The sequence below is a fragment of the Nocardia sp. NPDC059177 genome, from assembly GCF_042755165.1.
GTDB lineage: Bacteria > Actinomycetota > Actinomycetes > Mycobacteriales > Mycobacteriaceae > Nocardia.
Map to the genome: position 1 here is coordinate 192,152 of NZ_JBHZBX010000010.1, position 23,213 is coordinate 215,364.

21 protein-coding genes are annotated in these 23,213 nt (G+C 70.0%); 13 read left to right on the forward strand and 8 right to left on the reverse strand.

The window, feature by feature from the left end; genetic code table 11:
- The first annotated feature begins 147 nt into the window (after window positions 1-147).
- Genes ACFXK0_RS15590 through ACFXK0_RS15600 form a run of 3 tightly spaced genes read left to right on the forward strand, consistent with a single transcriptional unit; the run spans window position 148 to window position 6,167 of the window.
- Window positions 148-5,025, forward strand: a complete 4,878-nt coding sequence (locus ACFXK0_RS15590) for an NAD-glutamate dehydrogenase (RefSeq protein ID WP_379410921.1) — start codon at window positions 148-150, stop codon at window positions 5,023-5,025.
- 41 nt (window positions 5,026-5,066) lie between these two features.
- Window positions 5,067-5,492, forward strand: coding sequence for an acyl-CoA thioesterase (locus tag ACFXK0_RS15595; protein WP_379410970.1), 426 nt, complete (start codon window positions 5,067-5,069; stop codon window positions 5,490-5,492).
- 3 nt (window positions 5,493-5,495) lie between these two features.
- A complete protein-coding gene (locus ACFXK0_RS15600; RefSeq protein ID WP_379410923.1) occupies window positions 5,496-6,167 on the forward strand; it encodes a hypothetical protein in 672 nt (223 codons plus the stop codon).
- Window positions 6,168-6,449: 282 nt separating this feature from the next.
- On the opposite strand, the gene ACFXK0_RS15605 is transcribed toward ACFXK0_RS15600, so the two are convergent.
- Entirely contained in the window at window positions 6,450-6,770 is a 321-nt protein-coding gene (locus tag ACFXK0_RS15605; protein WP_379410924.1) for an AzlD domain-containing protein, read from the reverse strand.
- Window positions 6,767-7,480, reverse strand: a complete 714-nt coding sequence (locus ACFXK0_RS15610) for an AzlC family ABC transporter permease (RefSeq protein WP_379410925.1) — start codon at window positions 7,478-7,480, stop codon at window positions 6,767-6,769. Before ACFXK0_RS15610 ends, ACFXK0_RS15605 begins: the two co-directional genes overlap by 4 nt.
- Window positions 7,481-7,547: 67 nt before the next feature.
- Here ACFXK0_RS15610 and ACFXK0_RS15615 point away from each other — a divergent pair, with 67 nt between their 5' ends.
- Window positions 7,548-8,117, forward strand: coding sequence for a helix-turn-helix domain-containing protein (locus ACFXK0_RS15615; protein ID WP_379410927.1), 570 nt, complete (start codon window positions 7,548-7,550; stop codon window positions 8,115-8,117).
- A 1-nt stretch (window position 8,118) separates the two neighbouring features.
- Here the strand turns inward: ACFXK0_RS15615 and ACFXK0_RS15620 are convergent, their stop codons facing one another.
- Window positions 8,119-8,832, reverse strand: a complete 714-nt coding sequence (locus ACFXK0_RS15620) for an HNH endonuclease (RefSeq protein WP_379410928.1) — start codon at window positions 8,830-8,832, stop codon at window positions 8,119-8,121.
- Between the two features lie 186 nt (window positions 8,833-9,018).
- On the opposite strand from ACFXK0_RS15620, the gene ACFXK0_RS15625 reads away from it, so the two are divergent.
- The 6 genes from ACFXK0_RS15625 to ACFXK0_RS15650 all read left to right on the forward strand — a co-directional run bounded on the left by ACFXK0_RS15625 (window position 9,019) and on the right by ACFXK0_RS15650 (window position 13,934).
- A complete protein-coding gene (locus ACFXK0_RS15625) occupies window positions 9,019-9,432 on the forward strand; it encodes a globin (RefSeq protein ID WP_379410930.1) in 414 nt (137 codons plus the stop codon).
- Window positions 9,433-9,641: 209 nt separating this feature from the next.
- Entirely contained in the window at window positions 9,642-11,246 is a 1,605-nt protein-coding gene (locus tag ACFXK0_RS15630) for a glycoside hydrolase family 13 protein (protein ID WP_379410931.1), read from the forward strand.
- A gap of 73 nt (window positions 11,247-11,319) precedes the next feature.
- Window positions 11,320-11,595, forward strand: a complete 276-nt coding sequence (locus tag ACFXK0_RS15635; RefSeq protein ID WP_379410933.1) for a hypothetical protein — start codon at window positions 11,320-11,322, stop codon at window positions 11,593-11,595.
- Window positions 11,582-12,046, forward strand: coding sequence for a DUF5130 domain-containing protein (locus ACFXK0_RS15640; protein WP_379410935.1), 465 nt, complete (start codon window positions 11,582-11,584; stop codon window positions 12,044-12,046). The genes ACFXK0_RS15635 and ACFXK0_RS15640 overlap by 14 nt, the downstream gene beginning before the upstream one ends.
- A 218-nt stretch (window positions 12,047-12,264) precedes the next feature.
- Window positions 12,265-13,476 (forward strand): alpha/beta hydrolase family protein, encoded by a 1,212-nt coding sequence (locus tag ACFXK0_RS15645; protein ID WP_379410936.1) that lies wholly within the window; start codon window positions 12,265-12,267, stop codon window positions 13,474-13,476.
- Between the two features lie 62 nt (window positions 13,477-13,538).
- Window positions 13,539-13,934, forward strand: coding sequence for a helix-turn-helix domain-containing protein (locus tag ACFXK0_RS15650; RefSeq protein WP_379410938.1), 396 nt, complete (start codon window positions 13,539-13,541; stop codon window positions 13,932-13,934).
- A 185-nt stretch (window positions 13,935-14,119) separates the two neighbouring features.
- On the opposite strand, the gene ACFXK0_RS15655 is transcribed toward ACFXK0_RS15650, so the two are convergent.
- Window positions 14,120-14,719 (reverse strand): TetR/AcrR family transcriptional regulator, encoded by a 600-nt coding sequence (locus ACFXK0_RS15655; protein WP_379410939.1) that lies wholly within the window; start codon window positions 14,717-14,719, stop codon window positions 14,120-14,122.
- Between the two features lie 60 nt (window positions 14,720-14,779).
- Here ACFXK0_RS15655 and ACFXK0_RS15660 point away from each other — a divergent pair, with 60 nt between their 5' ends.
- The 3 genes from ACFXK0_RS15660 to ACFXK0_RS15670 are packed head-to-tail and all read left to right on the forward strand — an operon-like array spanning window position 14,780 to window position 18,334.
- A complete protein-coding gene (locus ACFXK0_RS15660; RefSeq protein ID WP_379410941.1) occupies window positions 14,780-15,991 on the forward strand; it encodes a patatin-like phospholipase family protein in 1,212 nt (403 codons plus the stop codon).
- Window positions 15,988-17,469 (forward strand): flavin-containing monooxygenase, encoded by a 1,482-nt coding sequence (locus tag ACFXK0_RS15665; protein ID WP_379410942.1) that lies wholly within the window; start codon window positions 15,988-15,990, stop codon window positions 17,467-17,469. Before ACFXK0_RS15660 ends, ACFXK0_RS15665 begins: the two co-directional genes overlap by 4 nt.
- A gap of 28 nt (window positions 17,470-17,497) precedes the next feature.
- Window positions 17,498-18,334 carry an SDR family oxidoreductase gene (locus ACFXK0_RS15670; protein ID WP_379410943.1) on the forward strand — a complete coding sequence of 279 codons (837 nt, stop codon included), beginning with the start codon at window positions 17,498-17,500 and terminating at the stop codon, window positions 18,332-18,334.
- Between the two features lie 85 nt (window positions 18,335-18,419).
- Here ACFXK0_RS15670 and ACFXK0_RS15675 read toward each other — a convergent pair whose 3' ends face one another.
- The 4 genes from ACFXK0_RS15675 to pepN form a co-directional block, all read right to left on the reverse strand.
- Entirely contained in the window at window positions 18,420-19,010 is a 591-nt protein-coding gene (locus ACFXK0_RS15675) for a ClpP family protease (protein WP_379410944.1), read from the reverse strand.
- 82 nt (window positions 19,011-19,092) lie between these two features.
- Entirely contained in the window at window positions 19,093-19,698 is a 606-nt protein-coding gene (locus ACFXK0_RS15680; protein ID WP_379410945.1) for a ClpP family protease, read from the reverse strand.
- Window positions 19,699-19,896: 198 nt separating this feature from the next.
- Window positions 19,897-20,358 (reverse strand): SRPBCC family protein, encoded by a 462-nt coding sequence (locus ACFXK0_RS15685; RefSeq protein ID WP_379410946.1) that lies wholly within the window; start codon window positions 20,356-20,358, stop codon window positions 19,897-19,899.
- A gap of 147 nt (window positions 20,359-20,505) precedes the next feature.
- Window positions 20,506-23,097 (reverse strand): aminopeptidase N, encoded by a 2,592-nt coding sequence (gene pepN / locus ACFXK0_RS15690; RefSeq protein WP_379410948.1) that lies wholly within the window; start codon window positions 23,095-23,097, stop codon window positions 20,506-20,508.
- Window positions 23,098-23,213: the final 116 nt, after the last annotated feature.

Below are 23,213 nucleotides of genomic sequence, written 5' to 3' on the forward strand. Positions count from 1 at the left end.
GGGAGCGGTAACCCGGCGATTGCGAAGTTACCGGCGGGGCAATCGTGTTGTCTCTCGGCGCGTCCCCTGACCTCGGGCTAGTCTCGATTCGGCGTCACCTGTAGTGCGGAACCGAAGCGGAACCGAATCCTTGGGAGTGGACGGAAAATGACGGTCTCGTCGGAATTGTCCAGCGCGGCGTGGGCAGCGCGTTTGCCCCAGCCTCTGCGCGGGGAGCTCGCCACCCTGGAGGAGGCGTACTTCCGGCACGTCGACGCCGGCGACGTGGACTGCACGATCACCGGCATCACCCAGATCTTCCGCCGCCACCTCGAGCTGGCCACCGAGCGGCCCAAGGGCAAGGCTTTGGTGCGGGTGCACCATCTCGACGACGGCGCCGGTGTGGGGACAGCGGTGCAGCTGGTCACCGACGACATGCCGCTGCTGGTCGAGTCGATCACCGCGGCGCTCAACCGCGCGCAGGTCGGCGTCACCGAGGTGATCCATCCGATCTTCGAGGTCATCCGGGACGCCGAGGGCAAGCTGGTCTCCGCGGCGCCGCACGAAGTGGACGGCAACGGCGCGGTCGGCCTGGCCGAATCGTGGATGCACCTGCAGCTGCATCCGTCGACCAGCCGCGCGGCACTCGACGGGATCGCCGCGACGCTGCCCGAGGTGATCGCCGATGTCCGGCAGGTCATCGACGACACCGAGGACATGGTCCGGGTGCAGTCCGAGCTCGCCGATCGGCTCGACCAGACTGCGACCGGCTCCTCGGCCCCCTTCCCGGCCGACGACCTGGGCGCCTGCGCCGATCTGCTGCGCTGGCTGGCCGACGGCAACTTCACGCTGCTCGGCTACGCGCGCTACCGGCGCGACACCGTCGGCGGGCACACCGTCTCCAGCGCCGTGGACGGCAGCGCGCTCGGCGTGCTGCGCCCCGGTGTCGGCACCGACTTCCAGGTCCCGATCAACGGCGGCGACCGGCCGCTGCTGCTGCTCACCCAGGGCCTGGTCCGGGCGACTGTGCACCGGTCGGTGTACCCGTACTTCGTCGGCGTCGCCGATGTCGACGACGCGGGCGCGGTGGTCGGCGTGCACCTGTTCATCGGGATCTTCACCGTCAGCGCGGTGCACGAGAACGTGCTCGACATCCCGGTGATCAACCGCCGGGTACGCAGCGCGATCGAGGCGGCCGGTTTCGACCTCGAGTCGTTCTCGGGGCAGGCCATGCTCGAGGTGATCGAGTCCTTCCCACGCACCGAACTGTTCTCCGCCGAGACCGAGACCCTGCGGCGGACCGCGGTGGCGGTGCTCGGGGTCGGGTTGCGCCGCCAGGTGCGGCTGTTCCTGCGCTCGGATTCCTACGGCCGTTTCGTCGCCTGCATGGTGTACCTGCCGCGGGACCGCTACACCACCGCGGTGCGGCTCGAGATGCAGGACATCCTGGTCCGCGAACTCGGCGGCACCGATATCGATTACTCGGCCCGGGTCAGCGAAAGCGAGCTCGCCAGCGTCTATTTCACGGTCATGTTGTCCACGGCGGCACACGCGCCGACGCCGGACACCTCCGAGGAGAACCGGCTGCGCATCCAGGAGCTGCTCGACGGCGCCAGCCACTCCTGGGGCGACCGGATCGAGAGCGAGGCGGGCACCTCCACCGAGCACGACCCGGTGGCCGTCGCACGCGCCGCCGACACCTTCCCCGAGAGTTACAAAGAGGACTTCACCCCGGCGCGCGGTCTCGACGATCTCGGCCGCCTGGCCGGCCTCGACGAGGGCGATATCGGTCAATTCCTCTACCGCACCGCCGATTCCGCGCCGGGCACCTGGCGATTCAGCCTCTACATCGCCGGGCGCGGCGTCTCGCTGAGCCAGGTGCTGCCGGTGCTGCAGAGTTTGGGTGTCGAAGTGGTCGACGAGCGGCCCTACCGGCTCGAGCTCGACGCCGAACGCTGGATCTACGACTTCGGCCTGCAGGCGCGCCCCGATCTGCTGCGCAGCCCGCTGGTCACCGACCTCGACGCCGGTCTGCTGACGCCGAGCACCGATACCGACGCCCTGCGGTCCAGGGTCACCGACGCCTTCGAGGCGGTCTGGTACGACCGGGCCGAGGCCGACGGCCTCAACGAACTGGTGCTGCGCGCCGGGCTCGGCTGGCGGGAGGTGACCATTCTGCGCGCCTACGCGAAATACCTGCAGCAGGCCGGTTTCCCGTACAGCCAGGCCAATATCGCGCGGGTCCTGTTGGCCCATCCGGAGGTGGCGCGCCAGTTCGTCGCGCTGTTCGCGGTGCGGTTCGACCCCGACACCGTCTCGGCCGACACCGCGGCGGAACTGGAGACCAGGGTCCGGGCCGGCATCGACGAAGTGGTCAGCATGGACGCCGACCGCATCCTGCGCGCGATCCTCGGCCTGATCAAGGCCACCCTGCGCACCAACTACTACGTCGTCGACGCCGACGGCCGCCCGCGCGACTACCTGTCGCTGAAGGTGGAACCGCGCGAGATCGCCGAATTGCCCAAGCCCCGGCCGCAATTCGAGATCTTCGTCTACTCGCCGCGGGTCGAGGGCGTGCACCTGCGCTTCGGCTCGGTGGCCCGCGGCGGCCTGCGCTGGTCGGACCGGCTCGAGGACTTCCGCACCGAGATCCTCGGCCTGGTCAAGGCACAGGCGGTGAAGAACGCGGTGATCGTGCCGGTCGGCGCCAAGGGCGGCTTCGTGGTGAAGCGCCCGCCGGCGGCCATCGGTGACCCGGCGGCGGACCGGCAGGCGAGCATCGCCGAGGGCACCGCCTGCTACCGCACCTTCATCTCCGGTCTGCTCGATGTCACCGACAATGTCGACCTGGCCACCGGCGCGGTGCTGCCGCCGGCGCGGGTGGTTCGCCGCGACGGTGACGACACCTACCTCGTGGTCGCCGCCGACAAGGGCACCGCCAGCTTCTCCGACATCGCCAACGACGTGGCCACCGGCTACGGCTTCTGGCTCGGTGACGCCTTCGCCTCCGGCGGCTCGGCCGGCTACGACCACAAGGCCATGGGCATCACCGCCAAGGGCGCCTGGGAAGCGGTCAAACGCCACTTCCGGGAGATGGGCATCGACACCCAGAGCCAGGACTTCACCGCGGTCGGCGTGGGCGACATGAGCGGTGACGTGTTCGGCAACGGCATGCTGCTGTCCCGGCACATCCGGCTGGTCGCCGCGTTCGACCACCGGCACATCTTCCTCGACCCGAACCCCGACGCGGCCACCTCCTACACCGAGCGGGAACGCCTGTTCGCGCTGCCGCGCTCGTCCTGGGCCGACTACGACCGCGCCCTGATCAGCGAGGGCGGCGGGGTGTTCGAGCGGACCGTGAAATCGGTGCCGATCTCGCCGCAGGCCAGGGCGGCGCTCGGCCTGCCCGACGCGGTGCAGGCACTGTCGCCGCCGGAGCTGGTGCGCGCGATCCTGCTGGCGCCGGTGCAGTTGCTGTGGAACGGTGGCATCGGTACCTACGTCAAGGCGAGCACCGAATCGAATGCCGAGGTCGGCGACAAGTCCAACGACGCGGTGCGCGTCGACGGAAAACAGTTGCGGGTCAAGGTGGTCGGCGAGGGCGGCAACCTGGGCGCCACCGCACTGGGGCGCATCGAGTTCTGCCGGGCCGGCGGCAAGATGAACACCGACGCGCTGGACAACTCCGCCGGTGTCGACTGCTCCGACCACGAAGTCAATATCAAGGTGCTGCTCGACGGCGTGGTGAGCGCGGGCGCGCTGGCCCCCGCCGACCGCAATCCGCTGCTGGCCTCGATGACCGACGAGGTCGCGCGGATGGTGTTGCAGGACAACGTCGATCAGAACGTGCTGATCGGTATCGCGCGCACCGACGCGGCGCAGATGGTGAGCGTGCACGGCCGCGTCATCGACGATCTCGAGCAGCGCCGCGGCCTGGACCGCGAGCTCGAGGCGCTGCCGTCGACCGCCGAACTGAAGCGGCGCGACGAGGAGGGCAGCGGTCTGGCCTCGCCGGAACTGGCCAACCTGCTCGCGCACGTCAAACTCGGGCTCAAGGCCGACCTGCTCGACACCGACCTGCCCGACAGCGCCTACTTCGCGCGCAGGCTGCCGATGTATTTCCCGACCCCGCTGCGCGAGCGCTTCGGGGCCGAGATCAAGAAGCACCGGCTGCGGCGCGAGATCGTCACCACGATGGTCGTCAACGAGGTCGTCGACTACGGCGGCATCACCTACGCGCACCGGCTCGGCGAGGAAGTCGGCGCGACCACCACCGATGTGGTGCGTGCCTTCGCCGCGGCCAGCGAGATCTTCGAGCTGCACGATGTGTGGGCCCGCATCCGTGGGGCCGACGCCCCGGCCGGGGTGTGCGATCTGATGGAGCTGGAATCCAAGCGCACGCTGGACCGGGCCTCGCGCTGGCTGCTGAGCAACCGGCCGCAGCCGGTCGCGGTGGGCGCCGAGATCAACCGCTACCGCCGCCGGGTCCAGGAACTCGCGCCGCAGGTGCCGGGCTGGCTGCGCGGACATCACGTCACCTCGCTCACCCAGGGCGCCGCCGAGCTGATCGCCCGTGGCGCGCCGACCGAGCTGGCGACCGAGGTGTTCGGGCTGCTGAGCCTGTTCCCGCTGCTGGACGTGGTCGATATCGCCGATATCGCCGATCGTGACGGCGCCGAGGTGGGCGCGCTGTACTACGCGCTCAACGAGCATCTCAAGATCGACTGGCTGCTCGAGGCGGTCAGCCATCTCGAACGCGGCGATCGCTGGCACGCGCTGGCCCGGCTCGCGCTGCGCGACGACATGTACGGTTCGCTGCGCTCGCTCACCCTCGATGTGCTCTCCGCGGGTGACCCGGAGGAGACGGCCGACGAGAAAATTGCATACTGGGAGTCGAAGAACCAGTCCCGGCTGGGTCGTGCGCGCGCGGCCCTGTCGGAACTGTTCGAGTCCGGGACCCACGACCTCGCCACACTGTCGGTCGCCGCGCGACAGGTGCGGAGCATGGTGAGCGGGGTGGGCGCCCAATCGGAGGTACCACGGTGACGAGTTCGCCGAACGGCGACACCGCCGCACCCGCGGCAGATCTGGTGTTGCCGCAGCGTTTTCACGCGAAGGTCGAGATCCGCTGGTCGGATATGGACGTGTTCCAGCACGTGAACCACGCGCGGATGGTGACGCTGCTGGAAGAGGCGCGCATTCCCTGGCTCTTCGACGACGACAAGCCCACCGCGTCGATGGGGCGTCAGGGTTGTGTGCTGGTCGACCTGCACGTGAAGTACCGGGGGCAGCTGCGGCACGAGGACACCCCGCTCGATATCGCGATGTGGGTCAAGCAGCTGCGCGCGGTCGATTTCACCATCGGCTACGAGGTGCGGGCCGACGGCGCCGCACCCGATTCGCCGCCCGCGGTCACCGCGACCACGCAGCTGGCGGCCTTCGATATCGAGACCCAGCGGTTGCGCAGGCTCAGCGATACCGAACGCGACTATCTGGCACTGTGGCGGGCCTGATTCGTGAGTTCCGAACAGCGGGTGCTGCACACGCCCGACCCGGCCGAACGCGAGAACCTGGCCACCTTTCTCAGTAGGGCTCTGCGCCTGGACCCCGCCGCCGTCGTCCGGTTGCGCCGCCGCGGGTCCAGCCTGGTCTCGGCCTGGGTGGCGACCGGGTTCGAGACCCTCGCCGTGCGCACCGTCACCGCCGAACTCGGCGTCGCCGACGCCACCGCAGGCGCGGACACGGTGCTGGCGGGCCTGCGCACCGGGCACCCCGTCGACCTGGGCTATTCGATGGATTCGGCCTGGCGTGGCGCGCTGCCGCCGGTCGACGGCTTCACCCACGTCGACGACGTGCCCGCCCGCGCCCTGGTCGAACTGGCCGAACGCGGCGCCGACGTGGCCCGCGAACACGGCGGCGCGCACGGCCCGCCCGCCTCCCTGCTGGATCAATCGGTGCTCACCGTGACCGGCGCGGGCGATATCGAGGTCGAGGTCCCGATGCGGGTGGTCTTCGCGCTGACCGCCATGGACTTCATTCCGCACGCGGGGGAGAAGGCCGAATCGCGCCGGATCCAGCCCACAGAACTGGTCCGCGTCCGTGCGACCCGCACCTGGCTGCGCCTCGACGCCCGCTACGGCTCGGTCGCCCGTCGGCTCGGCGGCGCGATTCCCTTGTCACCCAGCTGAATCCGGCATCCGCTCAGCGAGACTGCCGTGGAGGCCGGCCGGTCGTTCGCCGGCAGAGTGCGCGTCGACCTGAGCTGCGCCGGTCGCGATGCCCGTAGTCGATGCCCCGATCAGTCGCTGGCTGCCGACGCTGCGCACACGTGCGGCGGTGGCCGACGCCAGGTGACCGCCCATCGCAGCGGCGCGGCTGCGGTCTGCGTGTCACGAGCGGCGATGGCGCCAGGCGAATCCACGGTCGTCCCGCCGGACTGACGGTGCGGCGCTGAGTTCACCGGATCCTGGTCAGTGCACGCCGGCCAGCCGGAGCAGGGCGGTGGTGGTGGCTGCGGCCAGCACGGTGAGCAGCAGTGGGGCGCGGCGCCAGGCGAGGAGGCCGCCGACGCCCACGCCGGCCGGCAGGGCGAGGCCGAGTTCGCCGGATCCGGTCGGCATGGTGGAGGTCGCGACGAGGGCCGCCAGCAGGATGAGCGCGCCGGTGTCGAGCAGGTGGATCGTCCTGGCGGACAGGCGAAGCCGATGCCGCAAAGCGGGGCCTGTCCAGCGCAGCGCGTAGGTGCCGACGGCGAGCGCGAGCATGGCGGGCAGCAGGTACGGCGCGTTCACGACCGTCCCACCTGGGCAGGCTGTCGGCGATCCGAATGAGCCTGCTCCAGGGGACGCAGTGCGAACACGAGGCCCAGTAGTGCGATCAGGACCGGGAGGCCGGCGGGGACGAAGGGGGCGACGGCAACAGCGAGGGCAGCGCCGGTCAGGACCGGGCGCAGGGTGGCGCGATCGCGCAGCGCGGGCAGGATCAGGGCCAGCAGGATCACCGGGAAGACCGCGTCGAGGCCGAGCGCCGAGGTGTCGGGGACGATCGAGCCGAGCGCGGCGCCGAGGGTCGCGCCGAGCGGCCAGCACAGGGCGACGCCGATGCCGCAGGCCCAGTACGCGGCCCGTTTGCGGTCCTGGTCGCCCGGCGCGGTCGCGAAGGCGACCGACTCATCGTTGAGCACGTGGACGCCGAGCACGCGCCGCCAGCCACGGCCGAACACCTCCGGTGCCGACAGCCCGTAGGGCAGGTGCCTGGCATTGAGTAGCAGCCCGGCCACGACCGCCGCGATCGGGCTGCCACCGGCCGCCACGATGCCGAAGAACAGCAGCTCCGAGCCACCGGCGAGCACCGTCACCGCCATCACGATCGGCATCCACATCGGGAACCCGGCCGCGATCGTGGAGGCACCGTAGGACACCCCGAACAGGCCGACGGCCAGGCAGGCCGCGGCCACGGCGGTACCGGTTCGCCGATCGAGTGTTCGCCATATCGAACGCATGTTTCTCATAATGAACGCCCCGGGTGGGTAAAGTCAACGCGAACTCGCCAGCTCCCAGGAGGCGTTGATGGACCGGCAGGACCCGGTCGCCGGACCACCCCAAGCGGTGATCGCGGCGTCGCTGCGGCGCGAACGCGCCCGCGCAGGTTTGTCGCTGACCGAGGTCGCCAGCCGGGCCGGGGTCGCGAAATCGACGCTGTCGCAACTGGAATCGGGCACCGGCAACCCCAGTCTGGAAACCCTGTGGGCGCTCTGCGTGGCGCTGGAGATGCCGTTCTCGCGGCTGCTCGACCCGCCCCGGCCCAATGTCCAGCTGATCCGCGCCGACGAGGGCGCGCCGGTGCCCTCGGCCGATGCCGGCTACCGGGTGACCTTGCTCGCGGCGGGCCAGTCACACACCCGCTGCGATGTGTACCGGATCGCGGCCGAGCCCGGCCACACCCGGCGCTCCGACCCGCACACCCCCGGTGTGGTCGAGCACGTGGTGCTGGCCGCCGGGCGCGCACTGGTCGGCCCGGCGGACGAGCCGATCGAGATCGGCCCCGGCGACTACGTGCGCTACCTGGGCGATCTCCCGCATGTCTTCGAGGCGCTGGAGCCGGGTACCTGGGCCTCGATGGTGATCGAGAGCCCCTGACTCAGGCGGCGCCTTCGCCGAGATACTGCAACCAGATCGGGTCCAGTTCGGCGGTGGTCGACAGCAGCCGCCAGTGCGGGCCTTTGGGGGAGACCAGCGGATGCCGCAGGGTCCAGCCCAGCTCGGTCAGCATCTTGTCGGCTTTGCGGTGATTGCACGGGGCGCAGCTGGCGACGCAGTTCTCCCACGAATGCTCGCCACCGCGACTGCGCGGGATGACATGGTCGATCGTCTCGGCTTTGCCGCCGCAGTAACCGCACCGGTAGCGGTCGCGGTGCATGAGCGCGGCGCGGGTCATCGGGACCCGGGCGCGATAGGGCACCCGCACATAGGTGCGCAAGCGGATGACAGAGGGAATCGCCACGGCGGCGCCCGCGGAATGCAGGACCGGGGCGTCGGGATCGTCGTGCACGGCGTCGGCTTTGGCGCAGATCAGCAGCACGACGGCGCGACGTGCGGACAGTGCGGTGAGCGGCTCGTAGGTGGCATTGAGGAGGAGGACCCGGCGTTTGCGCCACGCGGCGGCGTCGTGGTCTCCGGCGAGATGCAATGGCGCGGGGTGATGCGGCAGGTCGTGACGACCGGATGCGCCCGGATGGTGATCGGACAGGATGTGCAGCGGGATGGCCCCCGAGCCACGATTGTGGACGTCGGCGGGCTGGAGTTGTCGGTGCGCGCGCGCCTCGTGTGACCGGGCGCCTGGTCGCTGCTTCATCTTGACCTCAATTTCATGATTGGCAGGATCATGTGGTATCTGGGGCCGATACTGTCACCCAGTTGACCATGCTCGAGCCGGTATTGCACGGCTATTTTTCAAACTTCCGGGTGAACTGTGGTTGAAGGGCCGCGCGTTCGTGATGCGAGGCTGCCGCCCGGTCGGCCCGCCGATCGCCGGGGCACAATGGGGGACGTGACTTCAGGTGAGCAGACAACGACCTCGTTCTATGACGCGGTAGGTGGCGCGGAGACCTTCCGCCGCCTCGTGTCGGTGTTCTATCGCGAGGTCGCTGCCGATGAGATCCTGCGGCCGATGTATCCGGAGGAGGACCTCGGTCCCGCCGAGCGCAGGCTCCGGATGTTCCTCGAGCAGTACTGGGGTGGCCCGCGGACCTATTCCGACGAGCGCGGCCACCCGCGGCTGCGGATGCGTCACCATCCGTTCGTCATCGGGCCGCTGGAACGTGACGCGTGGATGCGGTGCATGACAATCGCCGTCGGCGAGATCGAACCGTCGGTCCTCGACGACGCCCACCGCAAGGCCCTGCTGGAGTACTTCCAAATGGCCGCAGCATCCCTCCAAAACGCGCCCACCTAGCCCCCACCTCCCGGGTAGAACGCGCCCAAACGACGGGCTGCGTGCCCCGCGTTCGCTGATGACCGGCAGGTGGCGGCCCGGTTTCGGGGCCATAACGAGGTTTACCGCGATGTTTCGGCCCGGCGTGGCCGACGCTGGCGATTTGCCGGATCTCGAGAAATCGCCGCGCCAGAGGAATATTGCGGGCGAACTTTGGCAATATTGCGGGTGTGACACAGACACCTGCCTCGCCGGTGCCGGGGGACAACAGCACCGCTCCGTGGTGGACAACCGCCGTGTTCTATCAGGTCTATCCCCGCTCGTTCGCCGACTCCGATGGTGACGGAATCGGCGACCTGGGCGGGGTGCGCGAGAAGATGGGGTATCTCGAGCTACTCGGGGTCGACGCGCTGTGGATCTGTCCGGTGATGCGCTCGCCGCAGGCCGACGGCGGCTACGACGTGTCCGATCCGCGCGACATCGACCCGCTCTTCGGCGGGCTGGCGGCCATGGACGAGCTGATCGCCGAGGCCCACGATCGCGAGATCAAGGTCACGATGGATCTGGTACCCAATCACACCAGCAATGAACATCCCTGGTTCACCGCGGCGCTGGCCGCCGCGCCCGGCAGTCCCGAACGTTCCCGCTACATCTTCCGCGACGGCCGCGGCGAGGACGGGTCGCAGCCGCCCAACAACTGGCCGAGCATCTTCGGCGGCCCGGCCTGGACCAGGGTCACCGAGGCCGACGGTGAGCCGGGCCAGTGGTACCTGCACATCTTCGCCGCCGAACAGCCCGACCTGGACTGGACCAATCCCGAGGTCGCCGACGACTTCGAGAAGACGCTGCGGTTCTGGCTCGACCGCGGCGTCGACGGCTTCCGCCTCGATGTCGCCCACGGCATGGCCAAACCCGACGGCCTGCCCGATATGGCCGAGGTCAGCACCAAACTGCTGGTCAACGACGACGACGATCCGCGCTTCAACAATCCCGGCGTGCACGCCATCCACCGCCGCTTCCGCGCCGTCCTCGACGACTATCCGCACGCGGTGTCGATCGGCGAGGTGTGGGTCGAGGACAACATCCGCTTCGGCGAATACGTGCGCCCCGACGAACTGCACCTGGCCTTCAACTTCCGGCTCGCCGAGACACCGTTCACCGTCGAGGGCGTGCGCGCGGCGATCACCCACTCGCTGGACGCGGTGGAGGCCGTGGGCGCCCCGCCGACCTGGACGTTGTCCAATCACGACGTCGAGCGGGAGGTGACCCGCTACGGCGGCGGCAAGACCGGGGTCGCGCGGGCCAGGGCGATGATGATGGTCGAGCTGGCGCTGCCCGGCGCGGTCTTCGTCTACAACGGGGCCGAACTCGGCCTGCCCAATGTCGACGACCTGCCCGAGGAAGTCCTGCAGGACCCGGTGTGGCTGCGCTCGGGCCGCACCGAACGCGGCCGCGACGGCTGCCGCGTACCGATCCCGTGGGAGGGCGCGACGCCGCCGTTCGGCTTCACCGACGGCGCGCGATCGTGGCTGCCGATCCCCGCCGACTGGGCAGGCCGGACCGTGGAATCCCAACTGGAGACCCTGCATTCGACGCTGTCGCTGTACCGGCTGGCGATCGAGCTGCGCGGCACCCGGCCGGAATTCGCCGGCGATCGGATCGAGTGGTACGGCAGCCCCGACGACGCCCTGGCCTTCCGCAGGCCGGGCGGGCTGATCTGTGTGCTCAACGCCTCCAGTGGGCCGATCCAGCTGCCGCCGGGGGAGATGCTGCTGGCCAGCGCGCCCGTGGTCGACGAGCACCTGCCCGCGAACGCGGCGGCCTGGCTGGTCTGAAACTCACCGGACACGCATCACGAACCGAGAGCCGGAGGATGAACTACTACACAGCATCGTCTACCGTTGGACCGTGAGCATTCTCGAGACAGTGCTGATCTTCGTCGGCATCCCGGCCGCGATCTACTTCGCGATCGCGGGTTTGTCCTATCTCGGTAAGCAATTTCCCGGTGAGAAGCCGGCCCACTTCGCGCTCGGGCAGAAGTGGACCCACTCGCCGGTGCTGTGGAGCGCTACCGACGAGGTGACCACTGCGGGTCACCACACCGCCGAGTCGCATGGCAGTCATGCGGCTCTCGAAGCCGCCGACGCGGCGCTGATCGGAGGCCGGGCAAGTGGCAAGTTCTAAGTGGCCCGCGGTGGTCGAGGCCGACCTGCCGCACGGTTCCGTGCTGACCAGCAGCGGCCGTGTCTCGGGTGTGCACGAGTCGGGCACCGTTTTCGACGAGGTGCCCTTCACCGACCGTGAGCGCATCTCCCTCGACAACGCGCTCACCGAGGCGACCCGGGCGACCAAGGTGCGCTTCAACATCTATCTCGGCGACCTCGGCAACGATCCGGCCGCAGGCGCCGACGCGCTGCTGCCGAACACCCCCGAGGCGGCCGATTCGGTGCTCATCGCGGTATCGCCGAACCAGGGTGCGATCGAGGTGCGCTCCGGTGCGGACGTGGCCGAGCGGGCCAACGACCGCATCTGCCAGCTCGGCGTCACCGCCGCGCTGGCCTCGTTCCGGCAGGGCAACCTGATCGACGGCCTGATCTCGGCGGTGCGGGTGATGGCCGCCGCCATCGGCCGCTAGTTCCTTCCGCGTCCGGCGCGTTCACCTACTGGGTGAACGCGCCGTTCGTGTTTCCGGGTCGCTGCCGCGCCGATCCGTGGGTTCCTGGGCAGGGTCCCGCACCGAGCTCGGTCCCGGACGTGATGCGGCGCCCGGTCTTTCGCAGGTCATCGAGTAATCTGATCGACGGTTTTACCGGCCGCGGGTGACGGTCGATGGATGGTGGCAGCGGGGGGATTATGGATACAGCAATCGCGCGGGTGATCACGGCGGCGGCGGTCGTCTGCCTGGCGCTTCCGGTCGCCGGATGCGCGGATGAGGCGTCCGGTGCGTCCGGGCTCGCAGTGGGCGCGCCGCAGGCCGACTTCTACACGCCCGCACCGGAATCGGTGCCGGGGGCGCGCGCCTCGGTGATCCGGACCCAGGCGCTGACCGGCGCGCAGGCGGTGCCCGGCGCGCGCAACCACCTGATCCTGTACCGCTCCGTGGACGCCAAGGGCGCGACGGTCGCCGTCTCGGGGACGCTGGCGGTACCCGAGGGCACCGCGCCCGCGGGTGGCTGGCCGTTGATCTCGTGGGCGCCCGGCACCAACGGCATCGCCGATGTGTGCGCACCCTCGCGCACCGACGGGTCCTCGCCGAGCCGCGACGAACAAGCGCGCTGGATCGCCAAGGGCTACGCGGTCGCCAGGACCGACTACCAGGGCCTCGGCACACCCGGCGACCACGGCTATCTGATCGGCGGCACCGAGCAGCGCGCGATGGCCGATCTCGCCGTGGCGGCCCGCGCGGTCGACGAGTCGGTGGGCTCTCGCTGGGTCGCCATGGGGCACTCACAGGGCGGGCACGCGGCACTGTTCGCGGCGAGTGCCGCCACCGGGTGGGCGCCGGACACGCCGCTGCTCGGCGCCGTGGCGCTGGCGCCGGTCTCGCATCTGGGTGAGCAGGTGCGGATGGCGAAGTGGACGGTGTCCAATCCGCTGGGCCGGATCGGCGCGGGCGACCTGTCGGTGTATGTGCCGCTGCTGGTGCGCGGCGCGCAGACGGTCGCCACGGTCGATCCCGGCCGGTTCCTCACCGACAAGGCGGTGGCGATGCTGCCGATCGCCGAGTCCGAGTGCAGTACCGGACTGCGGGACAAGGGCAAGTGGGGTGGACTGTCGACCAGGGACGTGTTCACCGAGGACGGCGATCTGTCGGCGTTGCTGCGGGTGCTCGACGACAACGATCCCAGCGGTCTGGCGTTCACCGTGCCGGTGCTCGTGTTGCAGGGCCGCGACGATCTGACCGTGCTGCCGCAGTCGACCGATGCCATGGTCGACGACCAGCAGGGCAACGGCCAGAACGTCGACTACCGCAAGTTCGACGACACCGACCACAGCGAGATCGTCGGCGCGTCCTTCGCCGACGCGCTCGCCTGGGTGGACGCCAGGTTCGGCATCACCCGCTGAGCCGGTTACGCCGACAGCAGAAGAGCGCGGTGTTCGCGCCGCCCGATCCCTACCCTCGGAGTATGGGCGAACACAACCGATTGCGCGTGATCGCGGGCGGCCGCGAGCGGCGGCCGGAGCCGCTGTGGCGCGAGGCACTGGGTGAACACCTGCGCGCGCTGCGCCGGCAACAGCGCTCCACCCTGGTGGACACCGCGGGCCGGGCAGGCATCTCGCCGCAGTACTTGTCCGAGGTCGAACGCGGCCGCAAGGAGCCGTCGAGCGAGATGATCGCCGCACTGGCCGGCGCACTGGGAACCTCGGTCGGCGACCTGGTCGCGCAGGTCGCCCACACCATGCGCCGCCACGCCATGGCCCCCGCCGTGGTGGTGGTAGGTGGTGACCGCCGGATCCCCGCGCCCATGCCAGGCACCCAGCCGCACGCCGTCACACCGAACCCGGTGCTGCTGGCCGCCTGATCGCGGCGCTGGGCCGGCCGGCGAGGTCGCCGGGGGCGATGCGCCGCCGGGCCCACGGGCGTGATGGTCGGTGGGGCCGGTAGGCGAACTGGTCGGATCGCCGGATCGTGGCGCCGAATTCGATCGCGATGCCGAATGTCGACGCGCCGGACACGTGGTGCTTCGCGTCAGACGATGTTCGCTGCTCAGGTGGTGCGGGCGGATTCGATCAGGGTGCGGAGTAGGTCGACCAGGGAGTTGACCGGCATTTCTGGGTCGATCGCGCGCTGGACGCCGAGGCCGATGCCGAGGGAGAGCAGTTGCAGTGCGGCGTCTTCGGCCGGGACCGGTAGTTCGATGCCCATCTCGTCGGCGTGTACCGCGATCAGGGAACCCAGCATCGCGGTGAGGGTGCGGCGGCGGACGGCCAGTTCCTCGCGGATCGCCGGTAGATGGCGGGTGCTGGTGGCGAACTCGACCTCGAGTGCCGTCCAGCCGACGTCGCCGATGTTCTCGTCGGCCCACCGCGCGAAACCCTCGATGCGCTCGACCATCGTGTCGTGGGTCAGCACTGCGGCCGACAGTGAATCACCGCGCTCCACATGCACCACGTCGAGCACGGCCAGGCCCAGCTCGTGCTTGGTGGCGAAATTCGAGTAGACAGCGCCCTTGGAGAAGCCGGCCTCGGTGGCGACCTTCTCCAGGGAGGTGACGTTGTATCCGTCGGCCAGGAACAGGCGCTTGGCGGTTTCGACCAGACGCTCACGGGTGCGTGCGTGCGACTGCTTGCGCGTCATCCTGGCCATGCGCAGGAGTTTAGCAAGACGGGCTACCGCTGGAATTCAAATACCGTTAGTATCCGAATCATGACTACACGACGTGGCCTGGCCATCGGGTGCGGAGGGATCCTCGGCTTCGCCTGGACCGTGGCCGCCCTCGACGCCGTCGAACGCGCGCTGGACTGGGACGTCCGCGACGCCGAGGTCCTGGTCGGCACCTCGGCGGGCGCCGAGATCGTCGCCGCCCTCGGCTCCGGCCGCACGCCCACCGCCCTGCTCGCCGCCCTCGACGCCACCCCGGACGCCGACCCGGTACTCGCCGGGCACGTGGCCGTCGACCCCGGTGCGCTGCCCCCGCTGCCCGGCCTCGGGCTGCCCGGTCGCGGCCTGGTCGCCGCGGGCCTCCGCCGCGGCTCCGCCTACACCGCCCTGGCGGGCCTGCTGCCCCGTGGTCGCGGCGACGCCGCCTGGCTGCGCGCCTTCGGCCACGCCCTCGCCGACCCGACCGGCTGGGTGCCGCACCCCGCGACCTGGCTGGTCGCCGCCGACGCGGCCACCGGCGAGCGCATCGCCTTCGGCGCCGACAACACGCAGCCGGGCACGCCCGCCGTGTCGGCGGCGCACAGGGTGCCCGGTGCCACGGCCGCGGCTGACCGGACCGGTGGTGAACCCCGCTCCGGCGCGGCATCCACCACCGGCTCGAACCCCGGCGTGGACCGTGCGGCACTCGACACGTCGGCCGGCGCGCAACACCCCGCATCAGACGCCGCGGCGCGGGCGCAGGCACAGGGTGGTGCCGCGCAGGTCGCAGAAGGTGGTGCCGGCGGCCGCGGTGGTGGATCGGGGCGGGTGCCCGCGGTCGGGCTCGGTGACGCGATCGCCGCATCCTGGGCCATACCCGGGTGGTTTCCGCCGGTGCGGATCGGGGAGCGCGACTATGTCGACGGTGGGGCGGTGTCGTCGGTGTCGGCGGATCTGCTGGTGCCGCTCGGTCTCGACGAGGTGGTCGTCGTCGCCCCGATGACCTCGGCGGGCGGGGAGCCCGCGACCGGTCTGGATCGGGCCGAACGGCTGCTGCGTGGGCAGATGACCCGCGGTCTGGATCGGGAGGTCGCCTTGCTGCGCGCGGCGGGGACCCGGGTGATCCGGGTCGAGCCCAGTGCCGTCGACCTGGCCGTCATGGGCCCCAATTTCATGGATTTCCGCCGGCGGGCGGCGACGCTCGAGATCGCCCGCCGGACCACACCCGCACGCGTCGCCGCGGCGATCCGCGCGGCGCACGAAGGAGTCGACCTGTGACCAACCACCACGAAGTGATCGTGATCGGCGCCGGGATCTCCGGGGTCTGCGCGGCGATCAAGCTCGCCGAGGCCGGCGTCGAGGATGTCGTCATCGTCGAGAAGGCCGACACCTTCGGCGGCACCTGGCGGGCCAACACCTATCCGGGGTGTGCCTGCGATGTGCCCTCGGGTCTGTACTCGTTCTCCTTCGCGCCCAACAGCGAATGGTCGCGGCTGTTCGCGACCCAGCCCGAGATCCTCGGCTACGTCGACCGGGTCGCCCGCGAGCACGGTCTGGCCGAGCGCACCCGCTTCGGCGTCGAGGTGACCGGCGCGCACTGGGACACCGCGGCCGAGCGCTGGCGCCTGAGCACCGGTGCCGGTGAACTGACCGCGCGCTTCGTCGTCTCGGCGGCGGGCCCGTGGAACGAGCCGCGCGTTCCCGAGATCCCCGGCCTGGCCGAGTTCACCGGTGCGGTCTTCCATTCCGCGCGCTGGAACCACGACTACGACCTGCGTGGCAAGCGGGTCGCGGTGGTCGGCACCGGTGCGTCGGCGGTGCAGTTCGTGCCTGCCATCGCGCCCGAGGTCGCCGCGCTGCACCTGTTCCAGCGCACCGCGCAGTGGGTGCTGCCCAAACTCGATCATCCGGTGCCCGCGGTGGAGAAGCGGATGATGCGGCGCATTCCGTTCGCGCACACGGCATTGCGCGCGGTGGAGTACACGATCATGGAGGGTCTCGGGGTGGCCTTCCGGCATCCCCGACCGCTCATGCAGACGGTGCAGGCCGTCGGCTCGGCGTATCTGCGCGCGGTGGTGCGTGATCCGGCGCTGCGCGCCAAGCTCACCCCCGACTATCTGCTGGGCTGCAAGCGGATCCTGTTCTCCAACAGTTATCTCCAGTCGCTCACCCGCGACAATGTCGAGGTCCACGCCACCGCGGTCGCCGAATTCCGCGGCAACACCGTCGTCGGCGCCGACGGCAGCACCGCCGAGGTCGACGCCGTCATCCTCGGCACCGGCTTCCACATCCTCGACACCCCGCTCGCCGACATCGTGCGCGGCGCCGACGGCCGGACCATGGCCGAGCACTGGCAGGGCTCGCCGGAGGCCTACCTCGGCACCGTCACCACCGGTTTCCCCAACGCGTTCACCGTGCTCGGCCCCAGCCTGGGCACCGGCCATTCCTCGGCCTTCGCCATTCTCGAAGCCCAGGTCGAGTTCCTGGTCGCGGCCGTCACCACGGCCCGGCGCCGGGGCTGGTCGGCGCTGGATGTGCGTCCCGAGGTGCAGGCCGGCTATGTCGAGCAGGTGCAGGCCGCGCTGGCAGGCACCGTCTACAACGCGGGCGGCTGCCAGAGCTACTACCTGGATGCCAACGGCCGCAACAGTTTCAGCTGGCCGTGGTCGACCGGCGAGCTGACCACCCGGGTCAGTTCCTTCGATCCGGCCGACTTCACCGTCACGACCACCGACGATGTAGAGATCCCCGCGTGAACCGGCAGCGTCGCCGAAAGGACATTTCATGAGCTACCCCCGCATCGATCTGAGCGGCGCGTTGGTCGCCGTCACCGGCGCCGCGCGCGGCATCGGCCTGGCCACCGCGACCGCCTTCGCCCAGGCGGGCGCCTATGTCGCCCTCGGAGATCTCGACGAGGCGCTGGCGGTGCGAGCGGCCGCCGGGATCGGCGAGCGCGCGCTGGGCCACGCCCTCGACGTCACCGACAAGTCCTCCTACGCGGCGTTTCTCGACGCCGCAGCGCGGTGGCGGGGCGCGCCGCTGGACGTGCTGGTCAACAATGCGGGCGTAATGCCCAATGGCGCGTTCCTCGACCAGGCCGACCGGATCGATCAGCTCACCATGGATGTCAATGTCTTCGGCGTCATCCACGGTATGCGCCTGGCCCTGCCGGGCATGGTCGAGCGCGGGTACGGACACGTGGTCAATGTGGCCTCGCTGGCGGGCAAATTCCCGCTCAAGGGGCTGGCCGTCTACAACGCCAGCAAGTACGCCGTCGTCGGCCTGACCGCCGCGACCCGCCTGGAAATGGACGGCACCGGCGTCAGTGTGAGCGCGGTGCTGCCCTCGGCTGTGCGCACCGAACTCAGCTCCGGCATCGACTACGGGATCCTGCCCGCGGTCGAACCCGAGGACATCGCCGCCGCTGTCGTCCGTTCGGTCAAGACGCGCGCGGCCGAGACATCCGTACCGGGGTATGTCGGCTTGGCGGCCAATGCCGCCGGGCTGGTCCCGGAGCCGCTGATGCGGCTGCTGCGCGCCGCCGCCCACGACGACGCCGCGATCACTCGCGTCGACGATGATGTCCGCCGCGTCTACCTGGACCGTATCGAAAAGCAGTGACGCCCGGCGTAATCGTGCAAATCGGCGCCGCTGAGTCGGTATATCGACTGACGGCGGCCGATTTGCACGATGACGCCGGTGGCCGTCACTCGCGTTCGTGCAGCACCTGGTCGACCAGCCCGTACTCGAGGGCGGTATCGGCGGTGAACACCCGATCGCGGTCGGTGTCGCGGCGCAGCGTCTCCGGTGTCTGACCGGTGTGCCGGGACAGGATCGCCTCGATCGAGGCCCGCATACGGACGATCTCGTCGGCCTGCAGGATCAGGTCCGGGATGGTGCCCTGGCCGCGAGTCGCGGGCTGGTGCAACACGATCCGGGTGTGCGGGAGCATGGCCCGGTGACCGGCCGCGCCACCGGCGAGCAGCACCGCGCCGACGGCGATCGCCTGGCCGACGCAGGTGGTGTGCACCGGTGCCTTGATGAAGCGCATCGTGTCGTAGACGGCGAGCATGGCGGACAGATCGCCGCCCTCGCAGTTGATGTAGAGACTGATGGCCTGGCCCGGACTGTCGGATTCCAGGTGCAGCAGCTGGGCGATGAGCGCGTTGGCGACCCCGGAGTCGATGGGTGTGCCGAGGTAGACGATGCGTTCGCTCAACAGGTGTGAGTAGATGTCGGTGATCCGCTCGCCGCCGCGATGCTGGGACACCACGTTCGGGATCGTGTAACTGGTCATGTGTTGCGCCTCTCCGAGTGTTGTGGCCTGCCGTAAGGGTGGCCCGCCGAGCTCCCCTTGTGCCCGCGTGCTCGCTGGGGGTTCAGGCGGTGATGCCGATGCGGTGGCGGTTCGGGACGACCTGGTCGAAGGACTCGACGATGTGGTCGATGAAGCCGTAGTCGCGGGCCTGGGGCGCGGTGAACCAGCGGTCGTGCAGGGAGTCCTCGTAGACGCGGTCGAAGGGCTGTCCGGTATCGGCGGCGATCAGGCCGAGCACCGTGTCGACGGTGTAGCGCAGGTCGTCGGCCTGCACTTCCACCTCGACCGCGCTGCCACCGATACCCGCCGAGCCCTGGTGCATCAGGATGCGGGCGTGCGGCAGCGCGAAGCGACGGCCGGGAGTTCCCGAGGACAGCAGGAACTGCCCTGCGCTGCACGCCAATCCGAGTGCGAGGGTGGACACCTCACACGGGACCAGCCGCATCACGTCGCGGATCGCGAGCATCGAGGGGACCGAGCCGCCGGGGGAGTGGATCCACAGCGAGATCGACGCCTCGGGGCTCTGCGCGGCCAGGGTCAGCAGCTGGGTGATGAGCAGCGTGCCGTTGTCGTCGTCGAGGGGACCGTCGAGCACGAGGATGCGGCGGCCGAACAGTTGTTCGCGTGCCCGCCAGCTGAACATCGGAGTCTTGTCGTCGTGTGCCATGGGTCCACCGTGCCTCGCGCGCACCACGATTCGCCGCTGTTGCTGCCCCCAGCAGATCTGCTCACAGCAGCGATCGGCCTGCTCGCGCCGGCGCCGCCTCCTGACACCAGGTGTGATCGGCTGATCACGCGACCAGCCGGCTTGTGCCGCACAGGCTGCGCGGTTCGGCAGTCTGTGCGGCACAACTGGTGCGGTGGATCAGTGGCCGGTCGGTGCGGTGGTGGTGAGTTCGGTGGCGCAGTGGTCGAGGATCTGGCCGAAGACCAGGCCGATGAGCGGTTTCGCCAGCAGGCGCGTCAGCGGGCCCGCGATGAGGGGGATCTTCATCTCGCTGGTGGTGGTCCAGACGACCCGGGTTCCGCCCGGCACCGTCGTGAAAGTCATGGTGCCGCCCTCGTGCCGGGCGGGCGGGAAGCTGCGGTCGACCACGTAGTCGAACGAGTGCGGTGCGTCGTAGCGGGTCACCCGTTCGCGGAAGTGGCCGACCAGCCAGGTGTGTGTGCGGATCGCGTCGAGCCCGTAGGGCGCGTCCTGGCCGGGCGTGGTCAGCCGGTTGCGCAGCACCCAGAACGAGCGTTCGTAGTTGGTGGTGACCGCGCACCAGTCGAAGACCTGCTCGATCGGTGCCGCGATCACGCGTTCGACGACAACAGTTTCCATCCCGCTTCTCCTTCGAAGTCCGACATGGAGGAAGTCCCCCGCACTGAATACTACTCGCAGTAGTAGATATGTCCATGGCGAATGCGCTACGCCGTGAACGACCGATGGCCCCGATCCGGTGGGATCGGGGCCATCGCGAGAGTATGCCTACTTCGCGTCGAATTCCCGTGCGCGCAGCGAACGTTCGATTCCGGCGCGACCTTCGGAGACCAGGCGGTACAGCGCGGGCGGATGATCACCGGCGAGGAACTCGTCGGCCTTGGCGACGGCCTCGGCGGAGATGGCCCAGTGCGGGTACAACCCGACGACGACGGTCTGGGCGACCTCGCTCGAGCGGCGTTCCCACACGGCCGGGATCGCCGCGAAGTACTTGTCCACATACGGCGCGAGCAGCTCACCCTGACCGGCCGGGGCGAACCCGCCGACAATGGCGCGGGCGGTGATGTTGGGCACCGAATCGTCGCCCATCACGGTGTCCCAGGCCTTGGCCTTGACCTCGGCGATCGGCCGGGCGGTGGCTGCCGCGGCGGCCTGGCGCTGACCGGCGGCGGTCGGGTCGCCCTTCAGCTCGGCGTCGATGGCCGGGGTCTCGGGGCCGTCGGCGTCGATCAGCCCGGCCGCCGCCAGCGCGGTGACCACGCGCCAGCGCAGATCGGTGTCGACGGTGAGCCCGGCCAGTCCGGCCCCGGCCGGATCGGCGTCGAGCAGCCCGGCCAGTACCTCGGTGTGGCGCGGGGCCAGCTTCGCCCCGGTCAGCGCGTTGACGAAGGCGAGCTGATGATCCGAACCGGCCTCGGCGGCGCGGGCGAGCTCGAGCAGCCGGTCGGCGAAGCCGGGCCAGCCCTCCTGCTCGGCCCACGCCGGGTCGGCGTAGCTGGAGATGGCGGTGGCGGCCTGCATGAGCAGCCGCTGCACCACGCCGATCTCGGATTCGGCGCCGATCCCGCGCTGCACCAGCGCCACGAAGTCGCGGGCCTTCAGTTCGGCCTGCCGGGTCATCTCCCAGGCCGCCGACCAGGCCAGCGTGCGCGGCAGCGAGTCGGCGATGTCGCCGATGCGCCGCACCACGACGTCGAGGGACTCGGGATCAAGGCGGAGCGAGCAGTAGGTGAGGTCGTCGTCGTTGACCAGCACCAGCTGCCCGCGCGGCACGCCGGCCAGCTCGGGCACCTCGGTGCGCCCGGTCGCGTCGAGATCGAGTTCGACCCGGTCGGTGCGCACCAGCTTGCCGCCGACCTCGTCGTAGACACCGACCGCGATCCGGTGCACCCGGTGCTCACCGGCACCCGGCGCGGCACCCTCCTGCACCACTGCGAAACTCGCGAAGGTGCCGTCGTCGGCGACGGTGAAATCGGGGCGCAGGATATTGAGGCCGGTGGTCTTGAGCCACTGCGCGCCCCAATCCGACAGGTCGCGTCCGGAGGCCTTCTCCAGCGCGGCCAGCAGATCGTCGAACGTGGCGTTGCCGTAGGCATGTTCGGCGAAGTAGGCACGCAGACCGGCCAGGAACGGCTGCAACCCGACGTAGGCGACGAGCTGCTTGAGCACCGAAGCGCCCTTGGCGTAGGTGATGCCGTCGAAGTTGACCTCCACCGCGTGCAGGTCCGGGATGTCGGCGGCGATCGGGTGCGTCGAGGGCAGCTGATCCTGGCGGTAGGCCCAGGACTTCTCCACATTCGCGAAAGTCGTCCAGGCGCTGGTGTATTCGGTGGCCTCGGCCTGGCACAGCACCGAGGCGAAGGTCGCGAACGACTCGTTGAGCCACAGGTCGTCCCACCACTTCATGGTGACCAGGTCGCCGAACCACATGTGCGCCATCTCGTGCAGCACGGTCTCGGCGCGGCGCTCGTAGGAGGCGCGGGTGACCTTGGACCGGAAGACATAGTCCTCGAGGAAGGTGACCGCGCCCGCGTTCTCCATCGCGCCCGCGTTGAATTCCGGGACGAACAGCTGGTCGTACTTGCCGAAGGCGTACGGCACGCCGAAGTTGTCGTGGTAGAAGGCGAAACCCTGTTTGGTCTCGGTGAACAGGCGTTCGGCGTCCATGTGGCCGGCGAGCGAGGCGCGGCAGAACAGGCCGAGCGGGATCTCGCCGTGGCTGTCGCTGAACGAGTCGGTCCACTTGGCGTACGGACCGGCGATCATGGCGACCAGGTAGGTGCTCATCCTCGGGGTGGTCGCGAAGGTGTGCCGCACGACCGCGCCGACCTTGTGCTCCTCGGCGGTGGCGCCGTTGGAGACGACCTGCCAGTCCGCCGGCGCGGTGGCGACGATCTCGAAGGTGGCCTTGAGGTCGGGCTGGTCGAAGCAGGCGAACATGCGCTTGGCGTCGGCGGTCTCGAACTGCGAGTACAGGTAGACCTTGTCGTCGGCCGGGTCGACGAAACGGTGCAGGCCCTCGCCGGTGTGCGAGTACTCGCAGTCGGCCTCGACCACGAGCTCGTTGTCGGCGGCCAGGTCGGCCAGCGCGATCCCGGCCGACTCGTCGTAGTCGCTGATGTCGAGGTCGACCCCGTTGAGCACGGCCGAGCGCACGCGCGGCGCGACGAGGTCGATGAAGGTGCTCGCGCCCGGGGTGGCGCTGAAGGTGACCGTGGTCTTGGAGCCGAAGGTGTCCGACACGGCCGAACCTGCGCCACGCGGCTGATCGGTGAGGTCGAGTTCGATCCGGTAGTTGTGCACGGCGACGGTGGCCGCGCGTTCGACCGCCTGGTCGCGGGTGAGATTCGGGGCGGACATAGATCTCCTTCGTCGTCGACGAACACGGCACGTCCGCGCGCCCCGGCTCCACCGGCGCGCGCGTCAGCGTCCACAATGCCACCTGTCACCGACCGCCGCTCCCGGGTCCGCCCAGG

Bases quoted from the DNA above. Each gene is read 5' to 3' on its own strand.
- ACFXK0_RS15660 (WP_379410941.1), top strand. From the start codon at position 14,780: ATGACTACACGACGTGGCCTGGCCATCGGGTGCGGAGGGATCCTCGGC.
- ACFXK0_RS15620 (WP_379410928.1), bottom strand. From the start codon at position 8,832: ATGAAGCAGCGACCAGGCGCCCGGTCACACGAGGCGCGCGCGCACCGA.
- ACFXK0_RS15590 (WP_379410921.1), top strand. From the start codon at position 148: ATGACGGTCTCGTCGGAATTGTCCAGCGCGGCGTGGGCAGCGCGTTTG.
- ACFXK0_RS15675 (WP_379410944.1), bottom strand. From the start codon at position 19,010: ATGACCAGTTACACGATCCCGAACGTGGTGTCCCAGCATCGCGGCGGC.
- ACFXK0_RS15615 (WP_379410927.1), top strand. From the start codon at position 7,548: ATGGACCGGCAGGACCCGGTCGCCGGACCACCCCAAGCGGTGATCGCG.
- ACFXK0_RS15650 (WP_379410938.1), top strand. From the start codon at position 13,539: ATGGGCGAACACAACCGATTGCGCGTGATCGCGGGCGGCCGCGAGCGG.
- pepN (WP_379410948.1), bottom strand. From the start codon at position 23,097: ATGTCCGCCCCGAATCTCACCCGCGACCAGGCGGTCGAACGCGCGGCC.
- ACFXK0_RS15625 (WP_379410930.1), top strand. From the start codon at position 9,019: ATGGGGGACGTGACTTCAGGTGAGCAGACAACGACCTCGTTCTATGAC.
- ACFXK0_RS15610 (WP_379410925.1), bottom strand. From the start codon at position 7,480: ATGCGTTCGATATGGCGAACACTCGATCGGCGAACCGGTACCGCCGTG.
- ACFXK0_RS15645 (WP_379410936.1), top strand. From the start codon at position 12,265: ATGGATACAGCAATCGCGCGGGTGATCACGGCGGCGGCGGTCGTCTGC.
- ACFXK0_RS15685 (WP_379410946.1), bottom strand. From the start codon at position 20,358: ATGGAAACTGTTGTCGTCGAACGCGTGATCGCGGCACCGATCGAGCAG.
- ACFXK0_RS15670 (WP_379410943.1), top strand. From the start codon at position 17,498: ATGAGCTACCCCCGCATCGATCTGAGCGGCGCGTTGGTCGCCGTCACC.
- ACFXK0_RS15655 (WP_379410939.1), bottom strand. From the start codon at position 14,719: ATGGCCAGGATGACGCGCAAGCAGTCGCACGCACGCACCCGTGAGCGT.
- ACFXK0_RS15680 (WP_379410945.1), bottom strand. From the start codon at position 19,698: ATGGCACACGACGACAAGACTCCGATGTTCAGCTGGCGGGCACGCGAA.